The 25,553-nt window shown below is 62.4% G+C and carries 26 protein-coding genes; 23 read left to right on the top strand and 3 right to left on the bottom strand.

Annotated elements, in window-relative coordinates; all coding sequences use genetic code 11:
• The first annotated feature begins 10 nt into the window (after window positions 1-10).
• Window positions 11-3,364, top strand: coding sequence for a mechanosensitive channel MscK (gene mscK, locus ACZ9BE_RS26680; protein ID WP_095181005.1), 3,354 nt, complete (start codon window positions 11-13; stop codon window positions 3,362-3,364).
• A 48-nt stretch (window positions 3,365-3,412) separates the two neighbouring features.
• Window positions 3,413-4,876, top strand: coding sequence for a protein adenylyltransferase SelO (gene selO, locus ACZ9BE_RS26675; RefSeq protein WP_252868669.1), 1,464 nt, complete (start codon window positions 3,413-3,415; stop codon window positions 4,874-4,876).
• Window positions 4,877-4,881: 5 nt separating this feature from the next.
• Here selO and mazF read toward each other — a convergent pair whose 3' ends face one another.
• Window positions 4,882-5,244: a type II toxin-antitoxin system toxin MazF gene (mazF, locus tag ACZ9BE_RS26670; RefSeq protein WP_056787412.1), complete on the bottom strand. Its 363-nt coding sequence runs from the start codon at window positions 5,242-5,244 to the stop codon at window positions 4,882-4,884.
• Window positions 5,244-5,513, bottom strand: a complete 270-nt coding sequence (mazE, locus tag ACZ9BE_RS26665; protein WP_008077592.1) for a type II toxin-antitoxin system antitoxin MazE — start codon at window positions 5,511-5,513, stop codon at window positions 5,244-5,246. Before mazE ends, mazF begins: the two co-directional genes overlap by 1 nt.
• A gap of 236 nt (window positions 5,514-5,749) precedes the next feature.
• Between mazE and trxC the strand changes: the two genes are divergently transcribed.
• On the top strand, window positions 5,750-6,184 hold the full coding sequence (gene trxC / locus ACZ9BE_RS26660; protein WP_095181008.1) for a thioredoxin TrxC: 435 nt from the start codon (window positions 5,750-5,752) through the stop codon (window positions 6,182-6,184).
• Window positions 6,185-6,314: 130 nt separating this feature from the next.
• Here the strand turns inward: trxC and ACZ9BE_RS26655 are convergent, their stop codons facing one another.
• On the bottom strand, window positions 6,315-7,085 hold the full coding sequence (locus tag ACZ9BE_RS26655; RefSeq protein WP_056787407.1) for a ParA family protein: 771 nt from the start codon (window positions 7,083-7,085) through the stop codon (window positions 6,315-6,317).
• Between the two features lie 356 nt (window positions 7,086-7,441).
• On the opposite strand from ACZ9BE_RS26655, the gene ACZ9BE_RS26650 reads away from it, so the two are divergent.
• The 20 genes from ACZ9BE_RS26650 to ACZ9BE_RS26555 are packed head-to-tail and all read left to right on the top strand — an operon-like array spanning window position 7,442 to window position 25,545.
• Window positions 7,442-8,167, top strand: a complete 726-nt coding sequence (locus ACZ9BE_RS26650) for a beta-ketoacyl synthase chain length factor (protein ID WP_041477598.1) — start codon at window positions 7,442-7,444, stop codon at window positions 8,165-8,167.
• Complete coding sequence (locus tag ACZ9BE_RS26645) at window positions 8,143-8,955, top strand: lysophospholipid acyltransferase family protein (protein WP_041477597.1); 813 nt, start codon at window positions 8,143-8,145, stop codon at window positions 8,953-8,955. The genes ACZ9BE_RS26650 and ACZ9BE_RS26645 overlap by 25 nt, the downstream gene beginning before the upstream one ends.
• Complete coding sequence (locus ACZ9BE_RS26640; protein ID WP_095181011.1) at window positions 8,933-9,208, top strand: phosphopantetheine-binding protein; 276 nt, start codon at window positions 8,933-8,935, stop codon at window positions 9,206-9,208. The genes ACZ9BE_RS26645 and ACZ9BE_RS26640 overlap by 23 nt, the downstream gene beginning before the upstream one ends.
• A 9-nt stretch (window positions 9,209-9,217) precedes the next feature.
• Entirely contained in the window at window positions 9,218-9,472 is a 255-nt protein-coding gene (locus ACZ9BE_RS26635) for an acyl carrier protein (protein WP_056787400.1), read from the top strand.
• Entirely contained in the window at window positions 9,469-10,014 is a 546-nt protein-coding gene (locus ACZ9BE_RS26630; protein WP_252883047.1) for a COG4648 family protein, read from the top strand. The genes ACZ9BE_RS26635 and ACZ9BE_RS26630 overlap by 4 nt, the downstream gene beginning before the upstream one ends.
• A complete protein-coding gene (locus ACZ9BE_RS26625; RefSeq protein WP_476250113.1) occupies window positions 10,011-11,690 on the top strand; it encodes an ApeI family dehydratase in 1,680 nt (559 codons plus the stop codon). The genes ACZ9BE_RS26630 and ACZ9BE_RS26625 overlap by 4 nt, the downstream gene beginning before the upstream one ends.
• Window positions 11,683-12,417, top strand: coding sequence for a glycosyltransferase family 2 protein (locus ACZ9BE_RS26620; protein ID WP_056787395.1), 735 nt, complete (start codon window positions 11,683-11,685; stop codon window positions 12,415-12,417). Before ACZ9BE_RS26625 ends, ACZ9BE_RS26620 begins: the two co-directional genes overlap by 8 nt.
• Window positions 12,414-13,361 carry an LpxL/LpxP family acyltransferase gene (locus ACZ9BE_RS26615; protein WP_252887199.1) on the top strand — a complete coding sequence of 316 codons (948 nt, stop codon included), beginning with the start codon at window positions 12,414-12,416 and terminating at the stop codon, window positions 13,359-13,361. The genes ACZ9BE_RS26620 and ACZ9BE_RS26615 overlap by 4 nt, the downstream gene beginning before the upstream one ends.
• Window positions 13,342-14,886: an HAL/PAL/TAL family ammonia-lyase gene (locus tag ACZ9BE_RS26610; protein WP_095181015.1), complete on the top strand. Its 1,545-nt coding sequence runs from the start codon at window positions 13,342-13,344 to the stop codon at window positions 14,884-14,886. The genes ACZ9BE_RS26615 and ACZ9BE_RS26610 overlap by 20 nt, the downstream gene beginning before the upstream one ends.
• On the top strand, window positions 14,879-15,304 hold the full coding sequence (locus ACZ9BE_RS26605; RefSeq protein WP_056787385.1) for an acyl-CoA thioesterase: 426 nt from the start codon (window positions 14,879-14,881) through the stop codon (window positions 15,302-15,304). Before ACZ9BE_RS26610 ends, ACZ9BE_RS26605 begins: the two co-directional genes overlap by 8 nt.
• Window positions 15,301-15,903 (top strand): outer membrane lipoprotein carrier protein LolA, encoded by a 603-nt coding sequence (locus ACZ9BE_RS26600; protein ID WP_150741710.1) that lies wholly within the window; start codon window positions 15,301-15,303, stop codon window positions 15,901-15,903. The genes ACZ9BE_RS26605 and ACZ9BE_RS26600 overlap by 4 nt, the downstream gene beginning before the upstream one ends.
• A complete protein-coding gene (locus tag ACZ9BE_RS26595; RefSeq protein WP_460142620.1) occupies window positions 15,887-18,217 on the top strand; it encodes an MMPL family transporter in 2,331 nt (776 codons plus the stop codon). The genes ACZ9BE_RS26600 and ACZ9BE_RS26595 overlap by 17 nt, the downstream gene beginning before the upstream one ends.
• On the top strand, window positions 18,214-19,377 hold the full coding sequence (locus ACZ9BE_RS26590; RefSeq protein ID WP_252877291.1) for a cation:proton antiporter: 1,164 nt from the start codon (window positions 18,214-18,216) through the stop codon (window positions 19,375-19,377). Before ACZ9BE_RS26595 ends, ACZ9BE_RS26590 begins: the two co-directional genes overlap by 4 nt.
• Window positions 19,364-20,611, top strand: a complete 1,248-nt coding sequence (locus ACZ9BE_RS26585) for an NAD(P)/FAD-dependent oxidoreductase (RefSeq protein WP_353188805.1) — start codon at window positions 19,364-19,366, stop codon at window positions 20,609-20,611. The genes ACZ9BE_RS26590 and ACZ9BE_RS26585 overlap by 14 nt, the downstream gene beginning before the upstream one ends.
• On the top strand, window positions 20,608-21,333 hold the full coding sequence (locus ACZ9BE_RS26580; protein ID WP_353188806.1) for a class I SAM-dependent methyltransferase: 726 nt from the start codon (window positions 20,608-20,610) through the stop codon (window positions 21,331-21,333). Before ACZ9BE_RS26585 ends, ACZ9BE_RS26580 begins: the two co-directional genes overlap by 4 nt.
• Complete coding sequence (locus tag ACZ9BE_RS26575) at window positions 21,333-21,944, top strand: hypothetical protein (protein ID WP_460142617.1); 612 nt, start codon at window positions 21,333-21,335, stop codon at window positions 21,942-21,944. Before ACZ9BE_RS26580 ends, ACZ9BE_RS26575 begins: the two co-directional genes overlap by 1 nt.
• Entirely contained in the window at window positions 21,941-23,137 is a 1,197-nt protein-coding gene (locus ACZ9BE_RS26570; RefSeq protein WP_353188807.1) for a beta-ketoacyl-[acyl-carrier-protein] synthase family protein, read from the top strand. The genes ACZ9BE_RS26575 and ACZ9BE_RS26570 overlap by 4 nt, the downstream gene beginning before the upstream one ends.
• A complete protein-coding gene (locus ACZ9BE_RS26565) occupies window positions 23,134-23,598 on the top strand; it encodes a hotdog family protein (protein WP_056787367.1) in 465 nt (154 codons plus the stop codon). The genes ACZ9BE_RS26570 and ACZ9BE_RS26565 overlap by 4 nt, the downstream gene beginning before the upstream one ends.
• Window positions 23,591-24,319, top strand: a complete 729-nt coding sequence (fabG, locus tag ACZ9BE_RS26560) for a 3-oxoacyl-ACP reductase FabG (protein WP_041477582.1) — start codon at window positions 23,591-23,593, stop codon at window positions 24,317-24,319. Before ACZ9BE_RS26565 ends, fabG begins: the two co-directional genes overlap by 8 nt.
• The gene (locus tag ACZ9BE_RS26555; protein ID WP_476250112.1) at window positions 24,319-25,545 is read left to right on the top strand and encodes a beta-ketoacyl-ACP synthase; all 1,227 of its coding nucleotides are present in this window, start codon (window positions 24,319-24,321) and stop codon (window positions 25,543-25,545) included. The genes fabG and ACZ9BE_RS26555 overlap by 1 nt, the downstream gene beginning before the upstream one ends.
• Window positions 25,546-25,553 lie beyond the last annotated feature (8 nt).

Below are 25,553 nucleotides of genomic sequence, written 5' to 3'. Positions count from 1 at the left end.
ACCGGTCTCTATGCCTACCCTGCGCTCCTTTTTCGCCGCGGCCCTGCTGGGCCTCAGTCTTGTCGTCGGCCCGCTGCATGCTGCCGAACCACCGTCCAGCGATGCCGTGCAGGCCAGCCTCGACAAGCTGGCTGACAGCAAACTGCCGGACGCCGACAAGAAGACCCTGCAGACCGTCCTGCAGAACACCCTCAATCAACTGAACAACCAGCGTGATTACGAGCAGAAGCTGATCGATCTCAAGCGTCAGCTGGCCAACGCGCCGAAGCAGACGATTGAAAATACCCGCGAACTGAGCCGCCTCAAGGCCACCGCACCGGTGCCGGTAGCGCAACGTTTTCCGAAAGAGTCGATCCAGCAACTGGAGCAGATCCTCACCGATCGCTCGACCCAGCAAAGCGATCTGCAAAAAGCCCTGGCCGAAGCCAACAGTCTGATCATCACCGCGCAGACTCGCCCCGAGCGTGCGCAGGCGGAGATTTCCGCCAGCCAGACGCGCATCCAGCAGATCAACACCATCCTCAAATCCGGCAAGGACACGGGCAAAACGGTCACCGCCGAACAGCGCGACCAGTTGAACGCCGAACTGGCCGCACTCAATGCGCTGATTCCGCTGCGCCGCCAGGAACTGGCTGGCAACACCCAGTTGCAGGATCTGGGCAACGCTCAGCATGACTTGCTCTCGGAGAAATCCGATCGCCTGGACCGCGAGATCCAGGAACTGCAAACCCTGATCAACCAGAAGCGTCTGGCGCAGTCGCAGGAAACCGTCACCCAGCAATCGATCGAAGCGCAGAAGGCCGGCGGCAGCAGCCTGCTGGCGAGCGAGAGCGCGACCAATCTCAAGCTTTCCGACTATTTGCTCAAGAGCACCGACCGTCTCAACGAAGTCACGCAGCAGAACCTGCAGACCAAACAGCAACTCGACACCCTGACCCAGAGCGATTCGGCGCTGGACGAACAGATCAGCGTGCTCAAGGGCAGCCTGTTGCTGTCGAAAATTCTCTATAAACAGAAGCAGGCGCTGCCGCACTTGAAGGTCGACCGCGACCTCGCCGACCAGATTGCCGATATTCGCCTGTATCAGTTCGATGTCAGCCAGCAGCGGGAGCTGCTGAGCAACCCGGCGACCTATGTCGACAATCTGCTGGCCACCCAGCCGCCGGAGCAGGTCACCCCGCAACTGCGCAAAAGCCTGCTCGATCTGGCCAACACCCGTGCTGATCTGCTCGAGCGGCTGAACCGCGAGTTGAGCGCGATGCTCAACGAATCGATCACCCTGCAGCTCAACCAGAAACAACTGCTGAGCACCGCGCAAAGCCTGCGCGCGACCCTCGACGAACAGATGTTCTGGATCCCCAGCAACAAGCCGCTGGACGTGGAATGGATGCGCGGTGTGCCCGAGCGTCTCGAGCGACAGGTCAACACCCTGCCCTGGGCGTCGAGCCTGAGCGAACTGACTGACGGCCTGACCCAGCGGCCATTGTTGTTTCTGCCATTGGCGCTGCTGATCGGCGCCCTGTTGTGGCGCCGCAAAGCGCTGTACGGAAGACTCAACAAGGTTCACCAGGACATCGGCCACTTCAAGCGCGACAGCCAGTGGCACACGCCGCAGGCGATTCTGATCAACATCCTGTTGGCGATGCCGGTGGCGCTGGGTCTGGCGCTGTGCGGTCTGGCCCTGCAGATCGACGCGCGCGGGCAGAACGCCAACATGGGCGCGGCGCTTTTGCAGATGGGCCAGGCCTGGCTGGTGTTCTACACCGCGTACCGGATTCTCGCGCCGGGTGGCGTGGCGGAATTGCACTTCCGCTGGGAAAAACCGCAGGTCGAGTTCCTTCAGGGCTGGGTACGTCGATTGGGCCTTGTGGTCATGGCGCTGGTGGCCGTGGTGGCCGTCGCCGAGTTGCAACCGGCGGCGCTGGCCGATGACGTGCTCGGCATGCCGGTGGTGCTGACCTGCTACGCCTTGATGGCATGGCTGCTCAGTCGCCTGCTGATCAGCAGCCCGACGCACCAGAACGCTTCGCTGTTCCGCAAAGCCGTCGGAGTGATGTTCACCCTGCTGCCGATCGCCCTGTTTGTTGCGGTGTGTTTCGGCTACTACTACACCGCGCTGAAACTCAGCGACCGTTTGATCAACACCCTGTACCTGCTGATGTTCTGGCTAGTGATCGAGGCCACTTTCGTACGGGGCCTGAGCGTTGCCGCGCGGCGTCTGGCTTACCAGCGCGCGCTGGCCAAGCGGCAGGCGGCGAAAGAGGCCGGCGACGGCGAAGCGGTGATCGAAGAGCCGACGCTGGATATCGAAAAGGTCAACGAACAGTCCCTGCGCCTGATCCGTCTGGCCCTGCTCGGCGGTTTCATCGCGGCGCTGTACTGGGTCTGGTCGGACCTGATTTCGGTGTTCTCGTATCTGGACAACATCACCCTTTACGAATACACCAGCGGCACCGGCGCCAACATGAGCATGGTGCCGATCAGCATCGGCGACATGCTCGGCGCGCTGATCATCATCGGTATCACCTTCGCTCTGGCGCGCAACTTGCCCGGCCTGCTCGAAGTGTTCGTGCTGTCCAAACTCAATCTGGCCCAGGGCAGCGCTTATGCGACAACCACGCTGCTGTCCTACGTAATTGCCGGCGTCGGTTTCGTCACCACCCTGTCGACCCTCGGCGTCAGTTGGGACAAGTTGCAGTGGCTGGTGGCGGCGCTGTCGGTGGGCCTCGGTTTCGGTATGCAGGAGATCTTCGCCAACTTCATCTCCGGCATCATGATCCTCTTCGAACGCCCGGTGCGGATCGGCGACACCATCACCATCGGCAACCTGTCGGGCACGGTGAGCAAGATCCGCATCCGCGCCACAACCATCACCGACTTCGACCGCAAGGACATCATTGTCCCGAACAAAACGTTCATCACCGGGCAACTGATCAACTGGTCGCTGACCGACACCATCACCCGCGTAACGCTGAAACTCGGCGTCGACTACGGCTCGGATCTGGATCTGGTCAAGGAGTTGCTGCTCAAAGCGGCTCGGGAGAACCCGCGCGTGCTCAAAGAACCTGAGCCACACGTGTACTTCCTCAACTTCGGCGAAAGCACCCTCGACCACGAACTGCGCATGCATGTGCGCGATCTCGGTGACCGCAACCCGGTGCTGGATGAGGTCAACCGCTTCATCAATCGCGAGTTCAAGAAGCAGCACATCAACATCTCGTTCCGGCAGATGGAGGTTTATCTGAAGAACCTCCACGGTCAGGAATACAAGATGGTGCCTGTGGAGCCCGAGAACAAAACCATCGTGCCGATCGTCGACGGACAGAAACCGTTGCCGGAACCGCCACCGAGCAAACTCGACTAACCGACATGGTCCCAGCAGAATGCTCGGACATTCTGCTGGAGCCGGCCCGTGAAAGCCCTCGACGAACTGACTTTCGACAACCGCTTTGCCCGGCTGGGCGACGCGTTCTCCGCGCACGTGCTGCCCGAACCGATCGACAATCCGCGTCTGGTGGTCGCCAGCCCGGCCGCTCTGGCCTTGCTTGATCTCGATGCGGCCAGCGCCGACACCGAAGAATTCGCGCAACTGTTTGGCGGCCACAAGCTGTGGGCCGATGCCGAGCCACGGGCGATGGTGTATTCCGGGCATCAGTTCGGCGGTTATACCCCGCAACTGGGTGACGGGCGCGGCCTGCTGCTGGGTGAGGTGTACAACAACGCTGGCGAGCATTGGGACTTGCACCTCAAAGGCGCCGGGCAGACGCCGTTTTCACGCATGGGCGATGGCCGCGCGGTGCTGCGCTCATCGATTCGCGAGTTTCTCGCCTCCGAGGCGCTGTTTGCGCTGAACATTCCATCTTCGCGGGCAGCCTGCGTGATCGGCTCCGACACGCCGGTCTGGCGGGAAAAGCAGGAACGCGCGGCGATGGTGCTGCGTCTGGCGCCGAGCCATATCCGCTTCGGCCACTTCGAATATTTCTACTACACCAAGCGCCCCGAGCAGCAGAAACAGCTTGGCGAGCATGTGCTGGCGATGCACTTTCCCGAGTGTCTGGAACAACCGGAACCGTATCTGGCGATGTTTCGCGAGATCGTCGAGCGCAACGCCGAGCTGATCGCCAAGTGGCAGGCCTACGGCTTCTGTCACGGCGTGATGAACACCGACAACATGTCGATCCTCGGCATCACCTTCGACTTCGGCCCGTTCGCCTTCCTCGATGACTTCGACGCGCATTTCATCTGCAATCACTCCGATGATCAGGGTCGCTACTCGTTCAGCAATCAGGTGCCGGTGGGCCAGTGGAACCTCAGCGCGCTCGCCCAGGCACTGACGCCGTTCATCAGCGTCGAGGCCCTGCGCGAAACCCTCGGCTTGTACCTGCCGCTGTTCCAGGCGCACTACCTCGACCTGATGCGCCGCCGCTTCGGCTTCACCACCGCCGAGGACGACGATCAGCAACTGCTGGAAAACCTGCTGCAACTGATGCAGAACAGCGGCGTCGACTACACGCTGTTTTTCCGCCGCCTCGGTGAAGAGTCAGCCGAACAGGCCATCGCCCGCCTGCGCGACGATTTTGTCGATATCAAAGGTTTCGATGCCTGGGGCAAACGCTACGTCGCCCGGGTCGGCCGCGACGGCAATGCCGATCAGGCACAACGCCGCGCACGGATGCATGCAGTCAATCCGCTGTACATCCTGCGCAATTATCTGGCGCAAAAGGCTATTGATGCGGCGGAACAAGGGGATTATGCCGAGGTACGCCGACTGCATGCGGTGCTGAGCAAACCGTTTGAGGAGCAGCCGGGGATGGAGGGTTACGCCGAGCGGCCACCGGAGTGGGGAAAGCATTTGGAGATCAGTTGTTCTTCGTAGGCGCTTCAGCTTAGCGGGTCGATTGCACTGATTACACGGTCGACGATGTCAGACATTGTCACGTCATCCAGTCGCTCGATGAATTTGGCCGTGCCGTCTCGTACCCGTTGTTCTATGTCAAAACTGCGAACCTGATTACACACCGCTACACCATTGGTTTCGTGGCCAGTAATGGCGACCGCCAAACCCATATACCGGCTGAAATTCCCACCGCTAGTAACAGGCACCGTCATGCTCACGCCCAATGCGTTGATCTCTCTGGGCGTGATCACCACAAAGCGATGTCTGTTCATCATCTCCCGCCCCGCCACTGGGTTTGGATCAATCCAGTAAACGTCACCCCGCTGAGGGGGCTGTCGGCGCACCATCAACCCAGCTCCCGGCCGACAGAATCACCTTCAAGGGTCTCGCTAGTCTGGGCGTTAAGTTTCTGCAATTCTTCTGCGCCTTCGAGTAGCTCTGACAAACTATAACGCTTACGCGTAGCGGCTACGGCTGGACGAGCAATCAGTTCGCCATCGACCACATTCAGCTCTAGCTGTGCGCCAACCTCCAGATGCAACAACTTTAAAAGCGTGGGCGGAATCGTAATGACGGCAGCGCCGCCTTGGCGGCGTATCTTGGAAGTTACGGACATTATGTCGCTCCGATTTGATGCATAGGAATCATCGATTCCTGGATTAGTGCAACAAAAGTAGCACGCGGATAAAGACAAAGCGATCTCCTCACGACAAGCGTAAAACGCCGAATTGGTCTTCAGACTAGCCATCGATCCCGGAACTGTTTTGAGAAAAATGTGAGCAGTTGCGACATTGATAAGTTGGCAGATCGACTCCAAATCAGTTCTATAGACTGCCTATCAGAGAACCAATCATGACCACCCCACTCCTCATCCCCTGCCCCTCCTGCAATGGCGTCAACCGCATTCCAGCCGAGCGTCTCGCCGATCAACCCAAGTGCGGACGCTGCAAATCTGCGGTACTGCTGAGCAAGCCTTTCGAACTCAAGCAAGGCGATTACGCCAGTCAGATCAAGGGCGATCTGCCGTTACTGGTGGATGTCTGGGCGGACTGGTGCGGGCCGTGCAAATCGTTTGCGCCGGTGTTCGAACAGGCTGCGGCGCAGCTGGCAGGCAAGTGCCGGCTGGCCAAGCTCGACAGCGAAGCGAACCAGCAATTGTCGGCGCAGTTGGGGATTCGCTCGATTCCGAGTCTGATTCTGTTTAAAAACGGCAGGGAAGTGGCGCGACAGAGCGGTGCGTTGCCATTGCCGCAGTTGATGGCGTGGCTGCGTAGCCAAGGCATCTGATCCAGCACAGATCCCCCTGTGGGAGCGAGCCTGCTCGCGAAGGCGGTCGATCATTCAGCGCCGATGTTGAATGTGCCGGCCTCTTCGCGAGCAGGCTCGCTCCCACAGGATTTGCGTGTGAGTCGGGGAATCAGTGGCCTTCCAGCAGATTGTGCAGTTCAACGAACTGCTGCGTGAGCTTGTGCCGTGGATCGAGGTGGATCAGCGGCATGCTGGCCTGGTGCGACTCGCGCATGCGCACCGAACTGCTCAGGTACACCGGCAGTACCGGCAAGCCTTCGGCGATCAACTCATCGAGCATCTGCTGTGGCAGGCTGGCCCGCGCCTGAAACTGATTGACCACGATGCCTTCGACTTCCAATCCTTCGTTGTGGTCATCCTTCAACTCTTCGATCTCGGCGATCAGTCCATACAGGGCCTGACGTGAAAAGCTGTCGCAGTCAAAGGGGATCAACACTCGATCCGCGGCAATCAGCGCCGATACCGCGTAGAAATTCAGTGCAGGCGGGGTGTCGAGATAGATCCGGTCGTAATCCTCGGACAATTCGTCCAGCAACTTGCGCAGCTTGTTGATCTTGTGTTTCGCCTCGAGCTTGGGCTGCAGGTCGGCCAGCTCGGCGGTGGCGGTAATGATGTGCAGGTTGTCGAACGGCGTCTCGTAGATGTCCGCCTGATTCTTTTTCGAGAACGGCCCGGAGGACAGGGTCTGTTTGAAGAAGTCAGCGATACCCATCGGGATATCGTCGCCGGTGAGCCCGGTCAGATACTGAGTGGAATTGGCCTGGGCATCGAGGTCGACCAACAACGTGCGATAACCCTCGCTGGCGCTGACCGCCGCCAGATTGCAGGCGATGCTGGATTTGCCCACGCCACCTTTCTGATTGAACACCACGCGCCGCATGACCAAACCTCCGTGTATCAAAGAATGACCGAGTGTAGTTGGCGGTGACCGCGCTTCGCTACCTTCACGGACATGGACTACGTCGTCAGGTGTAAAAATCGACGCCCAGGCATGGAAAAAACCGCCAGCCATTACGGAGACACCTGACAGACACGCCGCGTCAAATCTGGATAATGGCCAAGTGATAGCCATACAGCGAACCGCTCGGTACATTTTGTTGGGCAAAATGTAACCAACATTTGCTACACACCCGTCGCACCGGGATAATGCGCGCCACCCGGCGCCCTGCGCCAAGCCAAGCCTGCTGCGGCGCTGGCGACTCAACGCGTCAACGAAAGCCCGCAGGGGCGGGATGAATGTCCGTGATCAACTTCAACATCGCCCAATGGCGCGCGTGGGCCCCGGGGCTCGACAGCGTGGACGCCTGGCAGGCCTGGAGCCGACAACCGGTCGTGCTGCAGAGCAGTGATGCCGCGCCCGATGTGTCGTTTCTGCCGGCCATGCAGCGCCGCCGCCTCAGCCGCCTGGCGCGGATGGCCTTCAGCGTTGGCTGGCCGCTGGCCGACGGGCGGGACAATCTGCCGCTGGTGTTCGTCTCGCGGCACGGCGAAACCCCCCGCACGTTTGAAATCCTCCGCGATCTGGCCACCGAGCAGCCCTTGTCGCCGACCCAATTCAGCCTGTCGGTGCATAACGCGATCATCGGTTTGTGGTCGATCATGCGCGGTGAAACCAGCGAAATGACCGCCCTCGCCGCTGCTGGCGACGGCCTCGAACACGGCATGCTCGAAGCGGCGGCATTGCTTGATGAAGGCGCCCCGGCGGTGCTGCTGGTGATCACCGAAGAGCAGCCGCCCGAGGCGTATTCGCAGTGGGTCGATGATGTGCCGTTCCCTTATGCGCTGGGCTTGTTGCTCACGCCCGGTACCGACTGGCGGCTGACCCTGAACAGCAGCACCGAAACCCGGTCAAAGGCGCACTGGCCGCACGCGCTCAACCTGCTGCGAACCCTGCTCGGCCAGCAACCTGACTGCCAACATGCGTGGAAAAATCGTGTATGGACCTGGCATCGCAACCCGTGACCGCCAAACACCGCGACGCCTACTACTGGCGCCTGCTGGCCACTGCTGCGAGCTTCGCCTTGTTCGGGCTCGGCGGGCTGTGTCTGCGCCTGCTGGTATTTCCGCTGCTCGGCTGCCTGCCCGGTGACGCGCTGGTCCATCGCCTGCGCGCGCGGCGTACGGTCAGTCGCTTGTTCTGGTTTTTCGTGCGTTTCATGGCCCGCACCGGCGTGCTCACTTACGACATTGAGGGTGCCGAGCGCCTCGGTCGCCCGGGGCAGATGATCATCGCCAACCACCCGTCGCTGATCGATGTGGTGTTTCTCATCGGTCTGGTGCGCCACGCCAATTGCGTGGTGAAAAAAACCCTCTGGGAAAACCCGTTCACCCGTGGCCCGCTGCGCCGCACCGAGTACATCAGCAACGACGGCAGCATGGACATGCTCGACGCCGCCGCGCAGTCATTGCAGGACGGCCAGACCCTGATCATTTTCCCCGAAGGCACCCGCACCCAGCCGGGGCAGGCGCCGGCCTTTCATCGGGGGGCGGCGGCAATTGCCCTGCGCGGTGCGAAAATCGTTACCCCGGTGATCATCAAGGTCAGCCCGACCACCCTGACCAAAGCCGAGCCGTGGTATCGCATCCCCCATCGCCGCGTGCACTTCAGTTTTCGCGTGGGGGCCGATATAGACCCACAGACCTTCGCCGCGCAAGGCCCCGCACCGCAGGCCTCGCGCAAGCTCAACGATTATTTGCATGACTATTTCATTAAGGAGCTCGCCGCAGATGAGCGAACTGAACACCGCTAGCCTGGTGCGTGACATCAAACTGCTGATCATCGATGCCTTGGGCCTGGAAGACATCAGCCCCGAGGACATCGGCGACGAGCAGACATTGTTCGGCGAAGGCCTCGGCCTGGACTCCGTGGACGCGCTGGAACTGGGCCTGGCGATCCAGAAAAAATACGGCATCAAGATCGACGCCGATGCCAAGGACACCCGCAACCATTTCACCAACGTGGCCAGCCTTGCGGCGTTCGTCACGGCAAAAAAGGCAGCTTGAGACCGGACCATGCAAACTCGTGACGATATTTTCAACACCCTGCGCGATGCCCTGGTCGAGCTGTTCGAGCTGGATCCGGCCCGTGTGAACCTAGAGTCCAATCTGTATCAGGATCTGGAAATCGACAGCATCGATGCGGTCGACCTGATCGATCACATCAAACGCCAGACCGGCAAGAAAATCGCCGCCGAAGAGTTCAAATCGGTGCGCACCGTCGGTGACGTGGTCGAGGCGGTGTTCCGTCTGGTTCAACCGGCCGCATGAGCCGACTGATCGGCCTGGGCCTGCTGCTGGCCGGTCTGCTGTACCCCTTTGCGGTGTATTTCGGCATGGAGCATTTCGCCCCGTGGCAATTTGCGCTGCTGTTGGGCAGCCTGTGGCTGGCGCGAGCCCTGACCGGCGAACGCAAGCCTGGCAGCCTGTCGATGGCGTGCGTGGCGATGGTGTTCTGCCTGCTGCTGGCGGTGTTCGACAGCCCGCAGCTGCTGCGCTGGTACCCGGTGCTGATCAGCGCATTCATGCTGGTGCTGTTCGGCGCAAGCCTGAAATTCGGCCCGCCGATGGTCGAGCGTCTGGCGCGCTTGCGTGAGCCGGAGCTGCCGGAGGTTGCCGTTCGCTACACACGCAAGGTGACGCTGGCCTGGAGCGTGTTTTTCTTCTGCAACGGTTTGTGCGCCGCCCTCCTCACCCTGTGGGCGCCGCTGGATTGGTGGATGTTGTACACCGGCCTGATCTCCTACGGATTGATCGGCCTGATGTTTGCCATTGAATGGCTGATACGACAACGGGTAAGAGGCCGTACATGAATTGGATAAAACTTGAGCAGCTGTTGCTCAAGGCACTGCCGGCACGGGCGATCTGCCAGGCGCCGGCACTCGATCACACGCAACTGCGAGCGCAGGCCCTGAACGTCGCCGCGGGTCTGCAAAGCCAAGGCGTGAAAAGGCTGGCCGTGCATCTGGAAGATGCCGCCGACCTCGCCATCGCCCTGCTCGGCGCGTGGCGTGCCGGCGTCAGCGTGTTGCTGCCGGCGGATCTGCAAGCGCAGACGCGTCAGCGCTGGTCGCAGGAAGTCGATCTATGGCTGACCGATCAATCAGGCGATGCACAGCTGGACGACTTCACTCAGCCCGGCCTGCCCGGAGCACAACTGGATCTCGATCAATGCCGCCTGAGCCTGTGCACTTCCGGCTCCAGCGGCGAGCCCAAGCGCATCGACAAGACCCTGCGCCAATTGGCCAACGAGGTCGAAGCGCTGGAACAGTTGTGGGGCGCAGACCTCGGTGAAGCCTGCATCATCGGCAGTGTCGCCACGCAACACATCTATGGCCTGCTGTTTCGCGTGTTGTGGCCATTGTGCGCCGGGCGCCCGTTCGTGCGCCGGCAACTGGCGTTCTCCGAAGACTTGCAGCGCGCCAGCCGCGAATACCCGGCCTTCGCCTGGGTCGCCAGCCCGGCGCTGCTCAAGCGCATGGGCGACAACCTCGACTGGCCGGCCCTGAGCGCGGTGCGCCGGGTGTTTTCCTCCGGGGGCGCGTTGCCGTCGGAAGCGGCGCAAAGTCTGCAACAGCGCTTGCAGCAATGGCCGACGGAAATCCTCGGCAGCTCAGAAACTGGCGGCATCGCCTGGCGTCAGGGCGATTCGTTGTGGCGGCCGTTTGCTGGCGTCGAACTGAGCCAGGACAGCGACGGTGCCCTGTTGATCGCCTCGCCTTACCTGCCTGCCGGTCACGTCGAACACAGCGCCGACGCCGCACGCATTGCCACCGATGGTCGCTTCGAACTGCTGGGGCGACTGGACCGCATCGTCAAACTGGAAGAAAAACGCATCTCGCTGCCGATGCTCGAGCAGGCATTGGTAGCCCATGACTGGGTCGCCGAGGCGCGGCTCGGTGTGGTCCAGGAAAACCGCGCCTCGCTCGGTGCGCTGCTGGTGCTCAGCGAATCGGGCCTGTTCGCCCTGCGCGAGCACGGTCGCCGCGACCTGACCGAAACCCTGCGCAAACATCTGAGCCAACATTGCGAAGCCCTCGCCCTGCCCCGACGCTGGCGCCTGCTGCGGCAGATGCCATTGAACAGCCAGGGCAAACTGGCGCAAGCCGACGTCGAAGCATTGCTGCTGGCCGCGCGACCCAAAGCCCCCGAAGTGCTGGAGCAAAGCGAAAGCGACGGCGAGTGGAGCCTGCAACTCAGCGTGCCGCCGGATCTGGCCTACTTCAGCGGGCATTTTCCCAAGGCACCGGTGTTGCCCGGTGTGGTGCAGGTGGAATGGGCGCTGAATCTGGGTCGGCAGTTGCTGAAGCTGAATGGCGGGTTCGCGGGAATGGAGGTGCTGAAGTTTCAGCAACTGGTGCGCCCGGGTGATGAAATCCAGCTGCATCTGCGTTTCGATGCCGAGCGCGGCAAGTTGTATTTCGCTTATCGCAACGACACGGCGACCTGTTCCAGCGGACGCATTCTCCTGGGGCCTGCCCATGCATAACCCCTGCGCCGTAATCCCGGTATACAACCACGAAACCGCGATCACCACCGTGGTCGATGCCCTGCTCGCACAAGGTCTGCCGTGCATTCTGGTGGACGATGCCAGCGAGCCATCCTGCGCGCGGGTGCTCGACACCCTGGCCGAGCGCGACAGGGTTTTTCTGGTGCGCCTGACGGCCAATCAGGGCAAGGGCGGCGCGGTGATGACCGGTCTGCGTGAAGCCTCGCGTCTGGGTTACAGCCATGCCTTGCAGGTCGATGCCGACGGCCAGCACGATTTGCACGACGTCGCGCGCTTCGTCGGCGAATCCCGCGGCCATCCCGAGGCGATGATCTGCGGCTATCCGCTGTTCGACGAGAGCGTGCCGAAAGGGCGTTTGTACGCGCGCTACCTGACGCACGTGATGGTCTGGATCAACACCCTGTCGTTGCAGATTCGCGATTCGATGTGCGGCTTCCGCGTCTACCCGCTGGCGCCAACTCTGGCCGTGATCGACTCGGCGAAGGTCGGCAAGCGCATGGATTTCGACTCGGACATTCTTGTGCGGCTGGCCTGGCGCAATCAGCCGATGCGCTGGCTGCAGACAAGCGTGCATTACCCGCTGGACGGCGTGTCGCACTTTCGCCTGTTCCACGACAACGCGCTGATTTCCAGCATGCACACGCGGCTGTTCTTCGGCATGTTGCTGCGTTGGCCGGTGATCCTCTGGCGGCGGTGGAAACCATGAGCGAAGAAGTCGACAAGAAGCACTGGGCCGACCGCGAAGAGCGCGGCAGTTTCCTGCTGATGAAATTCACTGCATTCGCCGCCAAAGTCCTCGGACGGCGCCTGCTCAGCCCGTTGCTGTACGCCATCGTCCTGTATTTTTTCCTCTTCGGCCGCGTCGCCCGGCGCAGTGCCTGGCAGTACCAGCAGCGGCTGGCCGAGTGGAGCCGGCGCGACGACCTGCGCCCGAGCCACTGGCGGGTGTTCGGCCAGTTCATGACCTTTGCCGATTCGCTGCTCGACAAGCTCGACGTGTGGAACGGCAAGCTGAGCATCGAGCAGATCGAAATCATCGACCCGGCGCTGCTGCGCAAGCAGTTGCGCGGCAGTCGCGGGCAACTGCTGGTCGGCGCGCATCTGGGCAATCTCGAAGTCTGCCGGGCGCTGGCGGAGATCGGCGAAAAGGTCACCATGAACGTGCTGGTGCACACCAAGCACGCCGAGCAATTCAATCGCTTGCTTGGCGAAGCCGGGGCGACCAATCTGCGCCTGATTCAGGTCAGCGAACTCGACCCGGTGATCATGCTGCAACTGCATGAACGACTGGAACGCGGCGAGTGGCTGGCGATTGCCGGTGACCGCGTGCCACTGCACGGCGGGCGCAGCGTGACGGTGGATTTTCTCGGCCACCCGGCGCCATTTCCGCAAGGCCCGTGGTTACTGGCCGGCCTGCTCAAGTGCCCGGTCAATCTGCTGATGTGCCTCAAGCAACCCGACGGCCACTATCGCCTGACTCTCGAACCGTTCGCCGACGCGGTGGTGTGGACACGCCGCGAACGCGAGCAGGTCATTCATCAGTGGGCCACCCGCTACGCGCAGCGCCTGAGTCACTATTGCCTCGAAGCCCCGCAGCAATGGTTCAACTTTTACCCTTTCTGGAAGACCGATGACGACGCCAACCCATGAGCCGGTAACCTTCGGCGAACGCCCTTTGCGCATCGAAGACGTGCTGGCCCTGGCCAACCGTCAGGCGCCCGTGCAATTGCAGGCTGACGCCGACTATCGCGAGCGCATCGCCAAGGGCGCGCGGTTTCTCGATTCGCTGCTGGACAAGGAAGGTGTGATCTACGGCGTCACCACCGGTTACGGCGATTCCTGCGTGGTCGCGGTGCCGCTGCATCACGTCGAGGCGCTGCCGCGTCATCTCTACACCTTTCATGGTTGCGGCCTGGGCAAACTGCTCGACGCGCAGGCGACCCGCGCGGTGCTGGCGGCGCGCTTGCAGTCGTTGTGTCACGGCGTTTCCGGGGTGCGCGTCGAACTGCTCGAGCGTCTGCACGCGTTTCTCGAATACGACATCCTGCCGCTGATTCCCGAAGAGGGTTCGGTGGGTGCCAGCGGCGATCTGACGCCGTTGTCCTATGTCGCCGCAACCCTGTCCGGCGAGCGCGAAGTGCTGTTCCGTGGCGAACGTCGTCAGGCTGCCGACGTGCATCGCGAGCTAGGCTGGACGCCGCTGGTGCTGCGCCCGAAAGAGGCGCTGGCGCTGATGAACGGCACGGCGGTGATGACCGGCCTCGCCTGTCTCGCTTTCGCCCGCGCCGATTACCTGCTGCAACTGGCCACGCGCATCACTGCGCTCAACGTCGTCGCGCTGCAAGGCAATCCGGAGCACTTCGACGAACGCCTGTTCGCCGCCAAACCGCACCCGGGGCAGATGCAGGTCGCCGCGTGGCTGCGCAAGGATCTGGCGATCGACGCGCCGACCGCGCCACTGCATCGTCTGCAGGATCGTTACTCGCTGCGTTGCGCGCCGCATGTTCTCGGCGTGCTGGCCGACAGCCTGAACTGGCTGCGCGGCTTCATCGAAACCGAGCTGAACAGCGCCAACGACAACCCGATCATCGATGCCGAAGCCGAGCGCGTTCTGCATGGCGGGCACTTCTACGGCGGGCACATTGCGTTCGCTATGGACAGCCTGAAAAACCTCGTGGCCAACGTCGCCGATCTGCTCGATCGGCAATTGGCGTTGCTGGTCGACGAGCGCTACAACCACGGCTTGCCGAGCAACCTCTCCGGCGCGCCAGCCGATCGGGCCATGATCAATCACGGCTTCAAAGCGGTGCAGATCGGCACCAGCGCCTGGACCGCCGAAGCGCTGAAAAACACCATGCCGGCCAGCGTGTTCTCGCGCTCCACCGAGTGCCACAACCAGGACAAGGTGAGCATGGGCACCATCGCCGCCCGTGATGCGATTCGCGTGCTGGAGCTGACCGAACAGGTCGCCGCCGCCACGCTGCTCGCCGCCAATCAGGGCGTTTGGCTGCGCGCTCAAGCCGCCGATGCGCGTCCGCTGCCGCCGGCACTGGCAGCGATGCACGAAGAACTAGGCAAAGACTTCCCGCCGGTCATCGAAGACCGCGCGCTGGAAGGCGAACTGCGCCTGTGCCTGCAACGCATCGCCGCGCAACACTGGAGGCTGCATGCGTAGTGCCGGAGTGCTTCACGCCGATACCGAGATTCTCGTGCCGTTTTTCGACGTCGACACCATGCACGTGGTCTGGCACGGCCATTACGTCAAATACCTCGAAGTCGCGCGCTGCGCGTTGCTGGACAAGATCGGCCACAACTACACGCACATGGTCGAGTCGGGTTACGCCTGGCCGATCATCGACCTGCAATTGCGCTACGTGCGCAGCGCGGTGTTCGGCCAACGGCTGAACGTGCGCGCCAGTCTGATCGAGTGGGAAAACCGTCTGAAGATCAATTACCTGATCAGCGACCTGCAGACCGGCGAACGCCTGACCCGCGCAAGCTCCGTGCAGGTCGCTGTCGAGGTCAGCAGCCGCGAGATGCAACTGGCTTCACCCAAAGTCTTCACCGATGCCGTGGAAAGGATGCTGCGATGAATGTGTTTTTCAGAAGCCTCGGCGCGTTGACGCTGCTGGCCGTGTCGTCATGGGCCAATGCCTTCGACCTGCAACAACTCAGTGAACAACTGGCGAAACCGGATGTTATCCACGGCCAGTTCATCCAGGAAAAACACCTGCGCGCCCTGCCGCAGCCGCTGATCAGCAAGGGCAGCTTCGTCCTCGCGAAAAATCATGGCCTGCTGTGGCTGTTGAAAACCCCGCTGCAACAGGATTACCGCATCACCGCCAACGGCATCGCCCGCCGTGACACCAATGGCTGGCAACTGCTGCCGAACAAGAGCGCCGGTGCCGAGCAGAACCGTTTGTTTCTCGCCGTGCTGCAAGGTGACAGCAGCGGTTTGCAGCGCGATTTCGAACTGGCCCTGAGCGGCACGGCGCAGCAGTGGCAACTGACCCTGACGCCGCGTTCGATGCTGCTCAAGCAAGTGTTCCAGCAGATCAATATCGATGGCGGCGCCCTTGTGCAAACCATCGAGCTGCTGGAAACCCAGGGCGACAGCACCCTGCTGCGCATGCAGGACAGCACGGCCGAGCAACCCTTGAGCGAAGCGGAGCAACATGACTTTGCCGAGTGAACGCAAGCTGCCCTGGCTGTTTCTGAGCCTGCTGCTGGCCGTCGTCGCGCTGGCTGCCTGGCAGTGGCGCGACGGTGCGCCGCTGTCGGCCAATCTCATGGAGCTGGTGCCCGGGACCGATCCCGACGCGCTGGAATTGCGCGCCGAACAGCGCATGCAGGAGCCGCTCAACCGCGAAATGCTGGTGCTGGTCGGCCACGCCGATCGTCAGCAAGCGCTGACCATGGCCCAACAACTGGGCGAACAATGGCAGGCCAGCGGTCTGTTCGAAACCGTGCAATGGAACCTGCAAGCCGACTTGCCGGCGCTGCGCAAGCAATTGCTGCAAGGACGCCTTGCGATGCTCTCGGCGGATGATCGGCAGCTACTCAGCAAGCACCCCGACGCGTTCATCCAGCAGCGAGTACAGGCGCTGTTCGATCCGTTCAACGGCTTCACCCTGGTGCCAAGCCAGGACGACTGGCTGGGCCTGACCGGGCGCATCCAGAACAGCCAGCCGAAACATGGCGCAGTGCAACTGGACATTGGCAGCGGCGCACTGGTCGCCGATGCCGACGGCAAGAGCTGGGTGATGCTGCGTGCGCGCACCACCGGCAATGCCTTCGACATGAACCTGCCGCTGCAAGTGGCAGAGCTGCTCCAGCACAGCCGCGAACAGGCGGCGAAAGGCGACGTGCAGTTGCTCGCCGCCAGTGGCCTGCTCTACGCCGCCAACGGCCAGCAACAAGCCACCCGCGAAATGACCTGGGTCGGCGGTGGTGCGACGGTTGGCATTCTGCTGTTGCTGATGTTGGCGTTTCGCCGCTGGGGCGTGCTGCTGGCATTTGTTCCGGTGCTGGTCGGCATGCTGTTCGGCGCGGTGGCCTGCGTGGCGCTGTTCGGCCACATGCATGTGATGACGCTGGTGCTCGGTTCGAGTCTGATCGGCGTCGCCGTCGATTACCCGCTGCACTATCTGTCCAAGAGCTGGAGCCTCAAGCCGTGGCGCAGCTGGCCGGCCCTGCGCCTGACCTTGCCGGGGCTGACCCTGAGCCTGATCACCAGCGTTATCGGCTACCTGGCGCTGGCCTGGACACCGTTCCCGGCGCTGACGCAGATCGCGGTGTTCTCCGCCGCCGGTTTGCTTGGCGCCTATCTGTCGGCGGTCTGCCTGCTGCCGGCGCTGCTGAAAAATGTCCAACTGCGCCCGGCGCAATGGCCGCTGCGCCTGGCCGAGCGCCTGATTCATCTGCGTGAGGCGTTGCTCGGTTGCATGCGCACGCCCGCGCTGCTGGCCCTGCTGATTGCCTTCTGCATCGGCGGCTTGATGCAGTTGCAGAGCAAAAACGACATTCGCCAATGGGTTGGCGCGCCGCAGCATCTGACCGACGAAGCGCAGACCATCGCACGCATCACCGGTTTTCAACCGACCAGCCAGTTCTTCCTCGTCCGCGCGGCCAATCAGGAGCAATTGCTCGAGCGCCAGGCAGCGCTGAGCGAGCGCCTGCAGCAACTGGTCAACCTCGACAAGCTGCAAGGCTATCTGGCCCTCGATCAACTGGTCAGCGCGCCGAGCCAGCAACAGCAAGTGCGCGAATCACTGAACAAGCTGCCGTCGTTCTGGCAACCGCTGCTCGATCTCGGCGTGCCGGTGGCTGCGTTGCAAAATGAATTGCAGCAGTTGCAGACCCTGCCCGCCGAAGACATCGACGCCGCGCTGGCTGGCCCGCTCGGCGAGCCGTATCGGACACTGTGGCTTGGACCGACTGAAGACGGCGTCGCAGCGATGACCAGTTTGCAGGGCTTGAACAATCCGTCGTTGTTGCGCGTGCAGGCGCTCGATCTGCCGGGGGTGGTGCTGGTCGATCGCCTCGGTGATCTGAACAAGGTGTTCGCCGCCACGCAGATCAGCGCCGCCGAACTGAAACTGGCCTCCTGCGTGTTGATCGTGCTGGTGCTGATCCTGCCGTTCGGCCTGACCGGCGCCCTGCGTATCGTCGCCCTGCCGCTGCTGGCGGCGCTGTGCAGTCTGGCCAGCCTTGGCTGGCTCGGTCAGCCGCTGACCCTGTTCAGCCTGTTCGGCCTGCTGTTGGTGACGGCGATCAGTGTCGACTATGCAATCCTCATGCGCGAACAGGTGGGCGGCGCGGCGGTGAGCCTGCTCGGCACCTTGCTTGCAGCAGTGACGACGTGGCTGTCGTTCGGCCTGCTAGCGGTGTCCAGCACCCCGGCGGTGAGTAATTTCGGCCTGTCGGTGAGCCTCGGCCTGGCGTTCAGCTTCATGCTCGCGCCGTGGGCCGGGCGCCATGAACCGGTTGCGGAGCCAGCGGCATGATGGTCTTCGGCTTCTGGTTGCTGGCCTTGGCGCTGTTTGCGCTGGCGACTCGTGTCGGCCGTCACTTCGGCCTGATTCCGATCGTCAGTCAGTTGCTGCTGGCGAGCTTCGGTTTGCCGTTGCTGATGTATTTCTGGATCGAGCCGGGCTGGCAGCTCAGCGGCGCACAACTGATCGCCCCGGACTGGCTGAAAAACCTCTACAGCCTGAGCTTCGCCTTGCTGCTCGGGCATATCCTCAGCGATGTCATCGATCTGCGTCTGGATCGCCAGAGCGTGAAAATCGCTATACCGAGTTTCGCTGTGCCGTTCGCTTGCGGGCTGGCGGTTGCGTACTGGTTGCTGCCGTCGCAGCCGTGGCTCAACGCATTGGCCATCGGACTGGTCTTCGCGATTACCGCGATCCCGGTGTTGTACCTGTATCTGCGTCACATCGATTACCCGCCCGCTGCCACGCGGCGTCTGGTGCAAACAGCGATCCTTATCGATCTGACCTGCTGGACGCTGTTCGGCCTCGCCCAGGGCAGCCTGTACCTGAGCAGCCTGTTGCTGCCCGTGGCCATGGCCGGCGTGCCGCTGCTTTTGCACCTGCTGCGCGTGCGTCGCCCGCTGACTTACAGCCTCGGCTTCTTCGCGTTGCTGGTCATGGCCGAGCATTACAAACTCAACGCGCTGATTTTCGGCATCGGCTATCTGCTGTGCATGGCGCTGCTGAAAGTGCCGTTGGTGCTGCCGTTGCCGGCACGCTGGATGAGCCGTTTGCAGACGTGGATCGCAATCCCGCTGATCCTCACGTTCGGCATCGTCCAGATCGACGTGCACAGCGCCCTCGCCAGCCTCGACGCCGGGCAATGGGCGGCGCTGCTGCTGTTGCCGATTGCCAGTAAACTGCTGGGCAACTGGCTCGGCCTCGGTTGGGCGGGCGCCTCGTTCGCGGGTGCCAGCCGCTGGCGCGAAAGCGTGCTGCTGAACATTCGCGGCCTGAGCGAAATCGTCTTTCTCAATCTGCTATTGCAACAACAGCTCATCACCCCGGCGCTGTATTTCGCGCTGATGCTGATGGGCCTGATCGCGACGCTGCTGCCGGCCCTGATCGGCCTGCATCGCGCGCCCCTGAATCTGAACAGTCCTCTGCCCCGGAGCTCACGTGCCAATCGTTGAAATGGAATCCCGTCAGGTCGTGATCATCGGTGCCGGCCCGTCCGGTGCTATCGCCGCTGCCCTGCTCAAGCGCAAGGGCCACGATGTGCTGGTGCTCGAGCGCCAGCACTTCCCACGCTTCTCCATCGGCGAAAGCCTGCTCAGCCACTGCCTGGACTTCGTTGAAGAAGCCGGCATGCTCGACGCCGTCAACGCCGCCGGGTTCCAGCGCAAGACCGGCGCGGCGTTTGCCTGGGGCGAGCGCTATAGCGCCTTCGATTTTGGCGACACCTTCACCGCCGGCAAGCCGACCACGTTCCAGGTGCAGCGCGCCGATTTCGACAAGTTGCTGGCCGATCAAGCGGCATTGCAAGGTGCGGAAATCCGTTATGGCGATGCGATTGTCAGCGTCGATTTCGATCAGGCGAAACCACAACTCGATGTGCGCCGCGAAGATGGCAGCGAGTATCGCGTCGAAGCCAATTTCGTCCTGGACGCCAGCGGCTACGGCCGCGTGCTATCGCGCTTGCTCGACCTCGAAGCACCTTCGAATTTCCCGGTGCGTCAGGCCGTGTTCACCCATGTCGAAGATCACATCGACAATCCGGCGTTCGACCGCGAAAAGATCCTCGTCACCACCCATCCCGAGCATCGCGATGTGTGGTTCTGGACCATCCCGTTCAGCAACGGCCGCTGCTCGGTGGGCGTGGTCGCGGCTGAGGAACATTTCCAGGGCCGCGACAGCGACCTCGATGCCTGCCTGCGCAGTTTTATCGCCGAGACGCCAAGCCTCGCCGGGGTTCTGAACAACGCGGTCTGGGACACCCCGGCGCGCACCCTCGGCGGCTATGCGGCCAACGTGAAAACCCTGCACGGCCCGGGCTTTGCGCTGCTGGGCAACGCCGCAGAATTCCTCGACCCGGTGTTCTCCTCCGGCGTGACCATCGCCATGCGTTCGGCGAGCATGGCTGCCGGCGTGCTGCACCGTCAGTTGCAGGGTGAAGCGGTCGACTGGCAAAGCGAATTTGCCGAACCGTTGAAACGCGGCGTCGATACCTTCCGTTGCTACGTCGAAGGCTGGTACGCCGGCACCTTCCAGGACGTGATTTTCTATGAGGACAGCCAGGCGGAGATTCGCCGGATGATCTGCTCGATCCTCGCCGGTTATGCCTGGGACGAGCGCAACCCGTTTGTCAGCGAAGCGCGGCGCCGGCTGAAGATGATTTCCCAACTCTGCGCGCAGGACGCCTCATGAATTACTTGAGCGACAGTTACGTCGAGGAAACCCGCTTCGGTCTCTGGTTCTTGCGCAGCCACACCTGGCAGCACCATGTGCTGCGCGTGGCGATCAACGATTTGCGTGGATTATTCAGTGAGCCGCTGCCGGAACACCCGGTGCTGCTGGACGCCGGTTGCGGCCAGGGCAAGTCCTTCGGCCACCTGCGCCAGACCTTCTCCCCGCAACGCCTGATCGGCGTCGACGCCGACCCGCACAGCCTGCAACTCAGCGCCCAAGAGGCCACGCGCCTGGGCATGCCAGTCGAGTTGATCGGCAGCGATTGCGCCACGCTCAACGTCGCCGATGCCAGCGTCGACCTGCTGTTCTGCCACCAGACCTTCCATCATCTGGTCGAGCAGGAAAAGGCTTTGGCCGAGTTCTATCGCGTGCTCAAGCCGGGCGGCTATCTGCTGTTCGCCGAATCCACCGAGGCTTACATCGATACCTGGGTGATTCGCTGGCTGTTCCGCCATCCGATGCATGTGCAGAAGAGCGCCGCCGGCTACCTGCAGATGATCCGCGAGCAGGGCTTCGAGTTTGCCGAGCGCAATGTTTCCTACCCGTATCTGTGGTGGAGCCGGTCGAAGGATTTTGGTTTGCTGGAGCGGCTGGGGTTGAGCAAACCCAAGCCATTCGGTGAGCGCGAAGAGACGCTGGTGAATGTCGTCGCGCGCAAGCCATTGCAGGAATCTGTCTGATGTACGGCTATCGATCTGAACACCTGAAACCCTGTGGGAGCGAGCCTGCTCGCGAAAGCGGTGTATCAGTCAGCCAAAGTGGCGAATGTCAGATTGCATTCGCGAGCAGGCTCGCTCCCACAGGGTTTGCTGCATGGCTGGTGATCGTTTTGTCAGCCCTGCTGCTCAGTGCCTGCGCCAGCCAGCCACCGCTACCAGCGGCCAACCCGACACTGCCTCTGCCGCTGCAACTGCACATCGAGCGCGAGCAAGCCGGGCAACGTCAGGACTGGCTGCTGGTGATCCAGCGCGAAGGCGCCGGCACGCGTTGGTCGATGATGGATCCGCTGGGTATTCCCCAAGCCCGTCAGCAACTGATCGATGGGCATTGGCAGGCCGACGGTCTGCTGCCGCCGAACCCGGAAGCGCGGGAGTTGTTCGCCGCATTGCTGTTCGCCTTGACGCCTCCTGCCGAGCTGCTGCGCAACTATCCCGACGCCCGGCAACAGGCCGATCAGCGTTCACTGCCGGCGCGCTGGAACATCCGCTATTCACAACCGTTGAGCTTCCAATTGAATCTGCCCCAAGGCCCGCACTATCGCGTTTCCCAGTTAGGTGAATCGACGCCATGACCGCTTACCTGAATGCCCTCGGCGTGATCTGCGCCCTGGGCCGCGACAAGTCTGAAGTCGCGCGCAATCTGTTTGCCGGCGACTGTTCGGGGATGCGCCGCGAGTCCGGCTGGGTCGCCGAACGTGAACTGCCTGTGGCTGGCGTACACGGTGAATTGGCGGCGATCCCTGCGGACCTGGTCGAGCACAGCAGTCGCAACAATCAGCTGTTGCTGGAAGCCGCGCTGCAGATCCGGGACGACATCGATCGTGCGATCCAGACCTTCGGCCGCGAGCGCATAGGCGTGGTGCTCGGCACCAGCACCTCAGGCATCGACGAGGCCAGCCGGGGTCTGGCGCATTACATCCGCGAACAGCAATTTCCCCACGAGTACGACTATCGCCAACAGGAACTCGGCGCCCCGGCGAATTTTCTCGCCGAATGGCTGCAACTGAGCGGCCCGGCCTACGTGATTTCCACCGCCTGTACCTCCAGCGCCCGCGCGCTGATGAGCGCTCAGCGCCTGCTCGATCTGGGCCTGTGCGACGCGGTACTGTGCGGCGGCGTCGACAGTCTGTGCAAGCTCACGCTGAACGGTTTCTCATCGCTGGAAGCCGTTTCAGATGAGCGCTGCAATCCGTTTTCCGCCAACCGCAACGGCATCAATATCGGCGAAGCAGCGGTGCTGTTCGTGATGAGCAAACAGCGCGGCGAAGGCCCGGGCATCGCCCTGCTGGGTGCGGGCGCCAGCTCGGATGCGCACCATATCTCCGCGCCGGAGCCGAGCGGTCGCGGCGCCCTGCAAGCCATGCAAAAAGCCCTTGGTCGCGCTCATCTGCAAGCCGCGCAAATCAACTACCTGAACCTGCACGGCACCGCCACCCAGCACAACGACGCGATGGAAAGTCTGGCGGTCGCGGCGCTGTTTCCCCAAGGCGTCGCCTGCTCGTCAACCAAGCCGCTGACCGGCCACACCCTCGGCGCGGCTGGCGCGCTGGAAGCGGCGTTCTGCTGGCTGAGCCTGAGTGCCGACAACCCTGAGCAGGCTTTACCGCCGCATATCTGGGACGGCCAGGCCGATCCCGCGCTGCCGCCGCTCAAGTGGGTGACCGCGAGCGAACGCCTGACGTCCATTGCACCGCGCTACCTGATGAGCAACTCGTTTGCCTTCGGCGGCAACAACGTCAGCCTGATTATCGGAGACGCCCCATGAGCCACTGGCCGCTCGCCGAACTGCTGCCGCATGCCGGCGACATGATTCTGATCGACGCGATCGAGCGCTTCGACGATGAGCAGATTTTCACCCGCCTCACGGTCAAGCCCGACGGCCTGTTCAACCTGCCCGACGGCAGCCTGCCGGCGTGGGTCGGCGTCGAGCTGATGGCGCAGAGCGTCGCCGCTTTCGCCGGTTGCCACGCCCGGCAGAAAGGCAATCCGCCGGAGCTGGGCTTTCTCCTCGGCACGCGCAAATTCGAGTGCAACGTCGAAGCCTTTGCGCCTGGCAGCGTGCTGACCATCCACGGCCTGCGCTCACTGGAAGACGACAACGGCATGGGCGTATTCGAATGTCACATCCACGGTGACGGCATTCATGCCAGCGCCCGGCTGAACGTGTTCCGTCCGCCGCATGCCAACCAATATCTGCAACAGACAAAGGAGTCGCACGATGACTGAATCCGTACTGGTCACCGGCTCCAGCCGTGGCATCGGCCGCGCCATTGCCTTGCGTCTGGCGCAAGCCGGGCACGACATCGTCCTGCATTGCCGCAGCGGCATGACCGAAGCCCAAGCGGTGCAGGCCGAAATCGAAGCATTGGGTCGCCGCGCACGCATTCTGCAATTCGACGTCGCCGACCGTGAAACCTGCAAAAGCATTCTCGAGGCCGACGTCGAAAACCATGGCGCCTATTACGGCGTGGTACTCAACGCCGGGCTGACTCGCGACGGCGCGTTTCCGGCGCTGAGCGATGACGATTGGGACGTGGTCCTGCGCACCAACCTCGACGGTTTCTACAACGTCCTGCACCCGGTGATGATGCCGATGATCCGTCGTCGCGCCGCCGGGCGCATCGTCTGCATCACTTCGGTATCGGGCCTGATCGGCAACCGTGGCCAAGTCAATTACAGCGCCTCGAAGGCCGGGGTGATCGGTGCGGCAAAGGCGTTGGCGATCGAGCTGGGCAAGCGCAAAATTACGGTTAACTGCGTCGCCCCTGGCCTGATCGACACGGCCATGCTCGACGAAAACGTGCCGGTGGAGGAACTGATGAAAATGATCCCCGCGCAACGCATGGGCACCCCGGAAGAAGTGGCCTCTGCGGTAAATTTCCTGATGTCGGCGGAAGCCTCGTACATCACCCGTCAGGTCCTGGCGGTCAACGGAGGCCTGTGCTGATGAAGCGCGTCGTCGTCACCGGCATGGCCGGCATCACCTCGCTGGGCAGCGACTGGCCGACCATCGCCGGCAATTTCGCGGCCAATCGCAGCGGCATTCGCCGCATGGACGAGTGGGATCGCTTCACTGAGCTCAACACGCGTCTGGCCGGACCTATCGATGATTTCCTCGTACCGTCGCACTGGACCCGCAAGCAGTTGCGCAGCATGGGCCGGGTTTCGCGACTGGCGGTCGGCGCAGCAGAAAAGGCTCTGGCCGATGCTGGCCTGCTCGGTGACGAATCGATCAAGGACGGGCGCATGGGCGTCGCTTGTGGTTCATCTACCGGTAGCACTGACGAGATCAAAGCCTTCGGCAACATGCTGCTCAACTCGGTGGCCGAGGGGCTCAACGCCAACTCCTATGTGCGGATGATGCCGCACACCACCGCCGCCAATATCAGCATTTTCTTCGGCCTCACCGGCCGCCTGATCCCCACCTCCAGCGCCTGCACCAGCGGCAGCCAGGGCATCGGCTACGCCTACGAGGCAATCAAGTTCGGCCGCCTGCCATTGATGCTCGCCGGCGGCGCCGAAGAGCTGTGCCCGACTGAAGCCATGGTGTTCGACGCGCTCTACGCCACCAGCCTGAAAAATGATGCACCACAGACCAGCCCACGCCCGTACGACAAGGGCCGCGACGGTCTGGTGATCGGCGAAGGCGGCGGCATGCTGGTGCTTGAAGAGCTGGGACACGCCCTCGCCCGTGGCGCGCACATTCACGCGGAAATCGTCGGTTTCGGCAGCAACGCCGACGGCCAGCACACGACCCGCCCGGAACAGGTCACCATGCGCCGCGCCATGGAGCTGGCCTTGGAAGATGCCGGCCTCAGTCCGGACGCCATTGGCTATGTGAACGGCCACGGCACCGCGACCGAACAGGGCGACATCGCCGAAACGCTGGCCACCAGCAGCTTGTTCGGCGAACACATGCCGATCAGCTCGCAGAAGAGCTTCCTCGGCCACACCCTCGGTGCCTGCGGTGCGCTGGAGTCATGGTTCAGCATCGAGATGCTCAACAGCGACCGTTACGTGCACACCTTCAACCTCGACGAGGTCGACCCGCACTGCGGCAAGCTCGATTACCTGCGCGGCGAGTTTCGTCAGATGCACCACGATTACGTGATGAACAACAACTTCGCTTTCGGTGGCGTCAACACTTCGTTGATCTTCCGCCGCTGGGCATAACCGAATCA

It is taken from the genome of Pseudomonas sp. TE9122 (assembly GCF_056278925.1).
The sequence above is the reverse complement of the archived record's forward strand: the minus strand, read 5'-3'. Positions and strand labels throughout refer to the sequence as shown.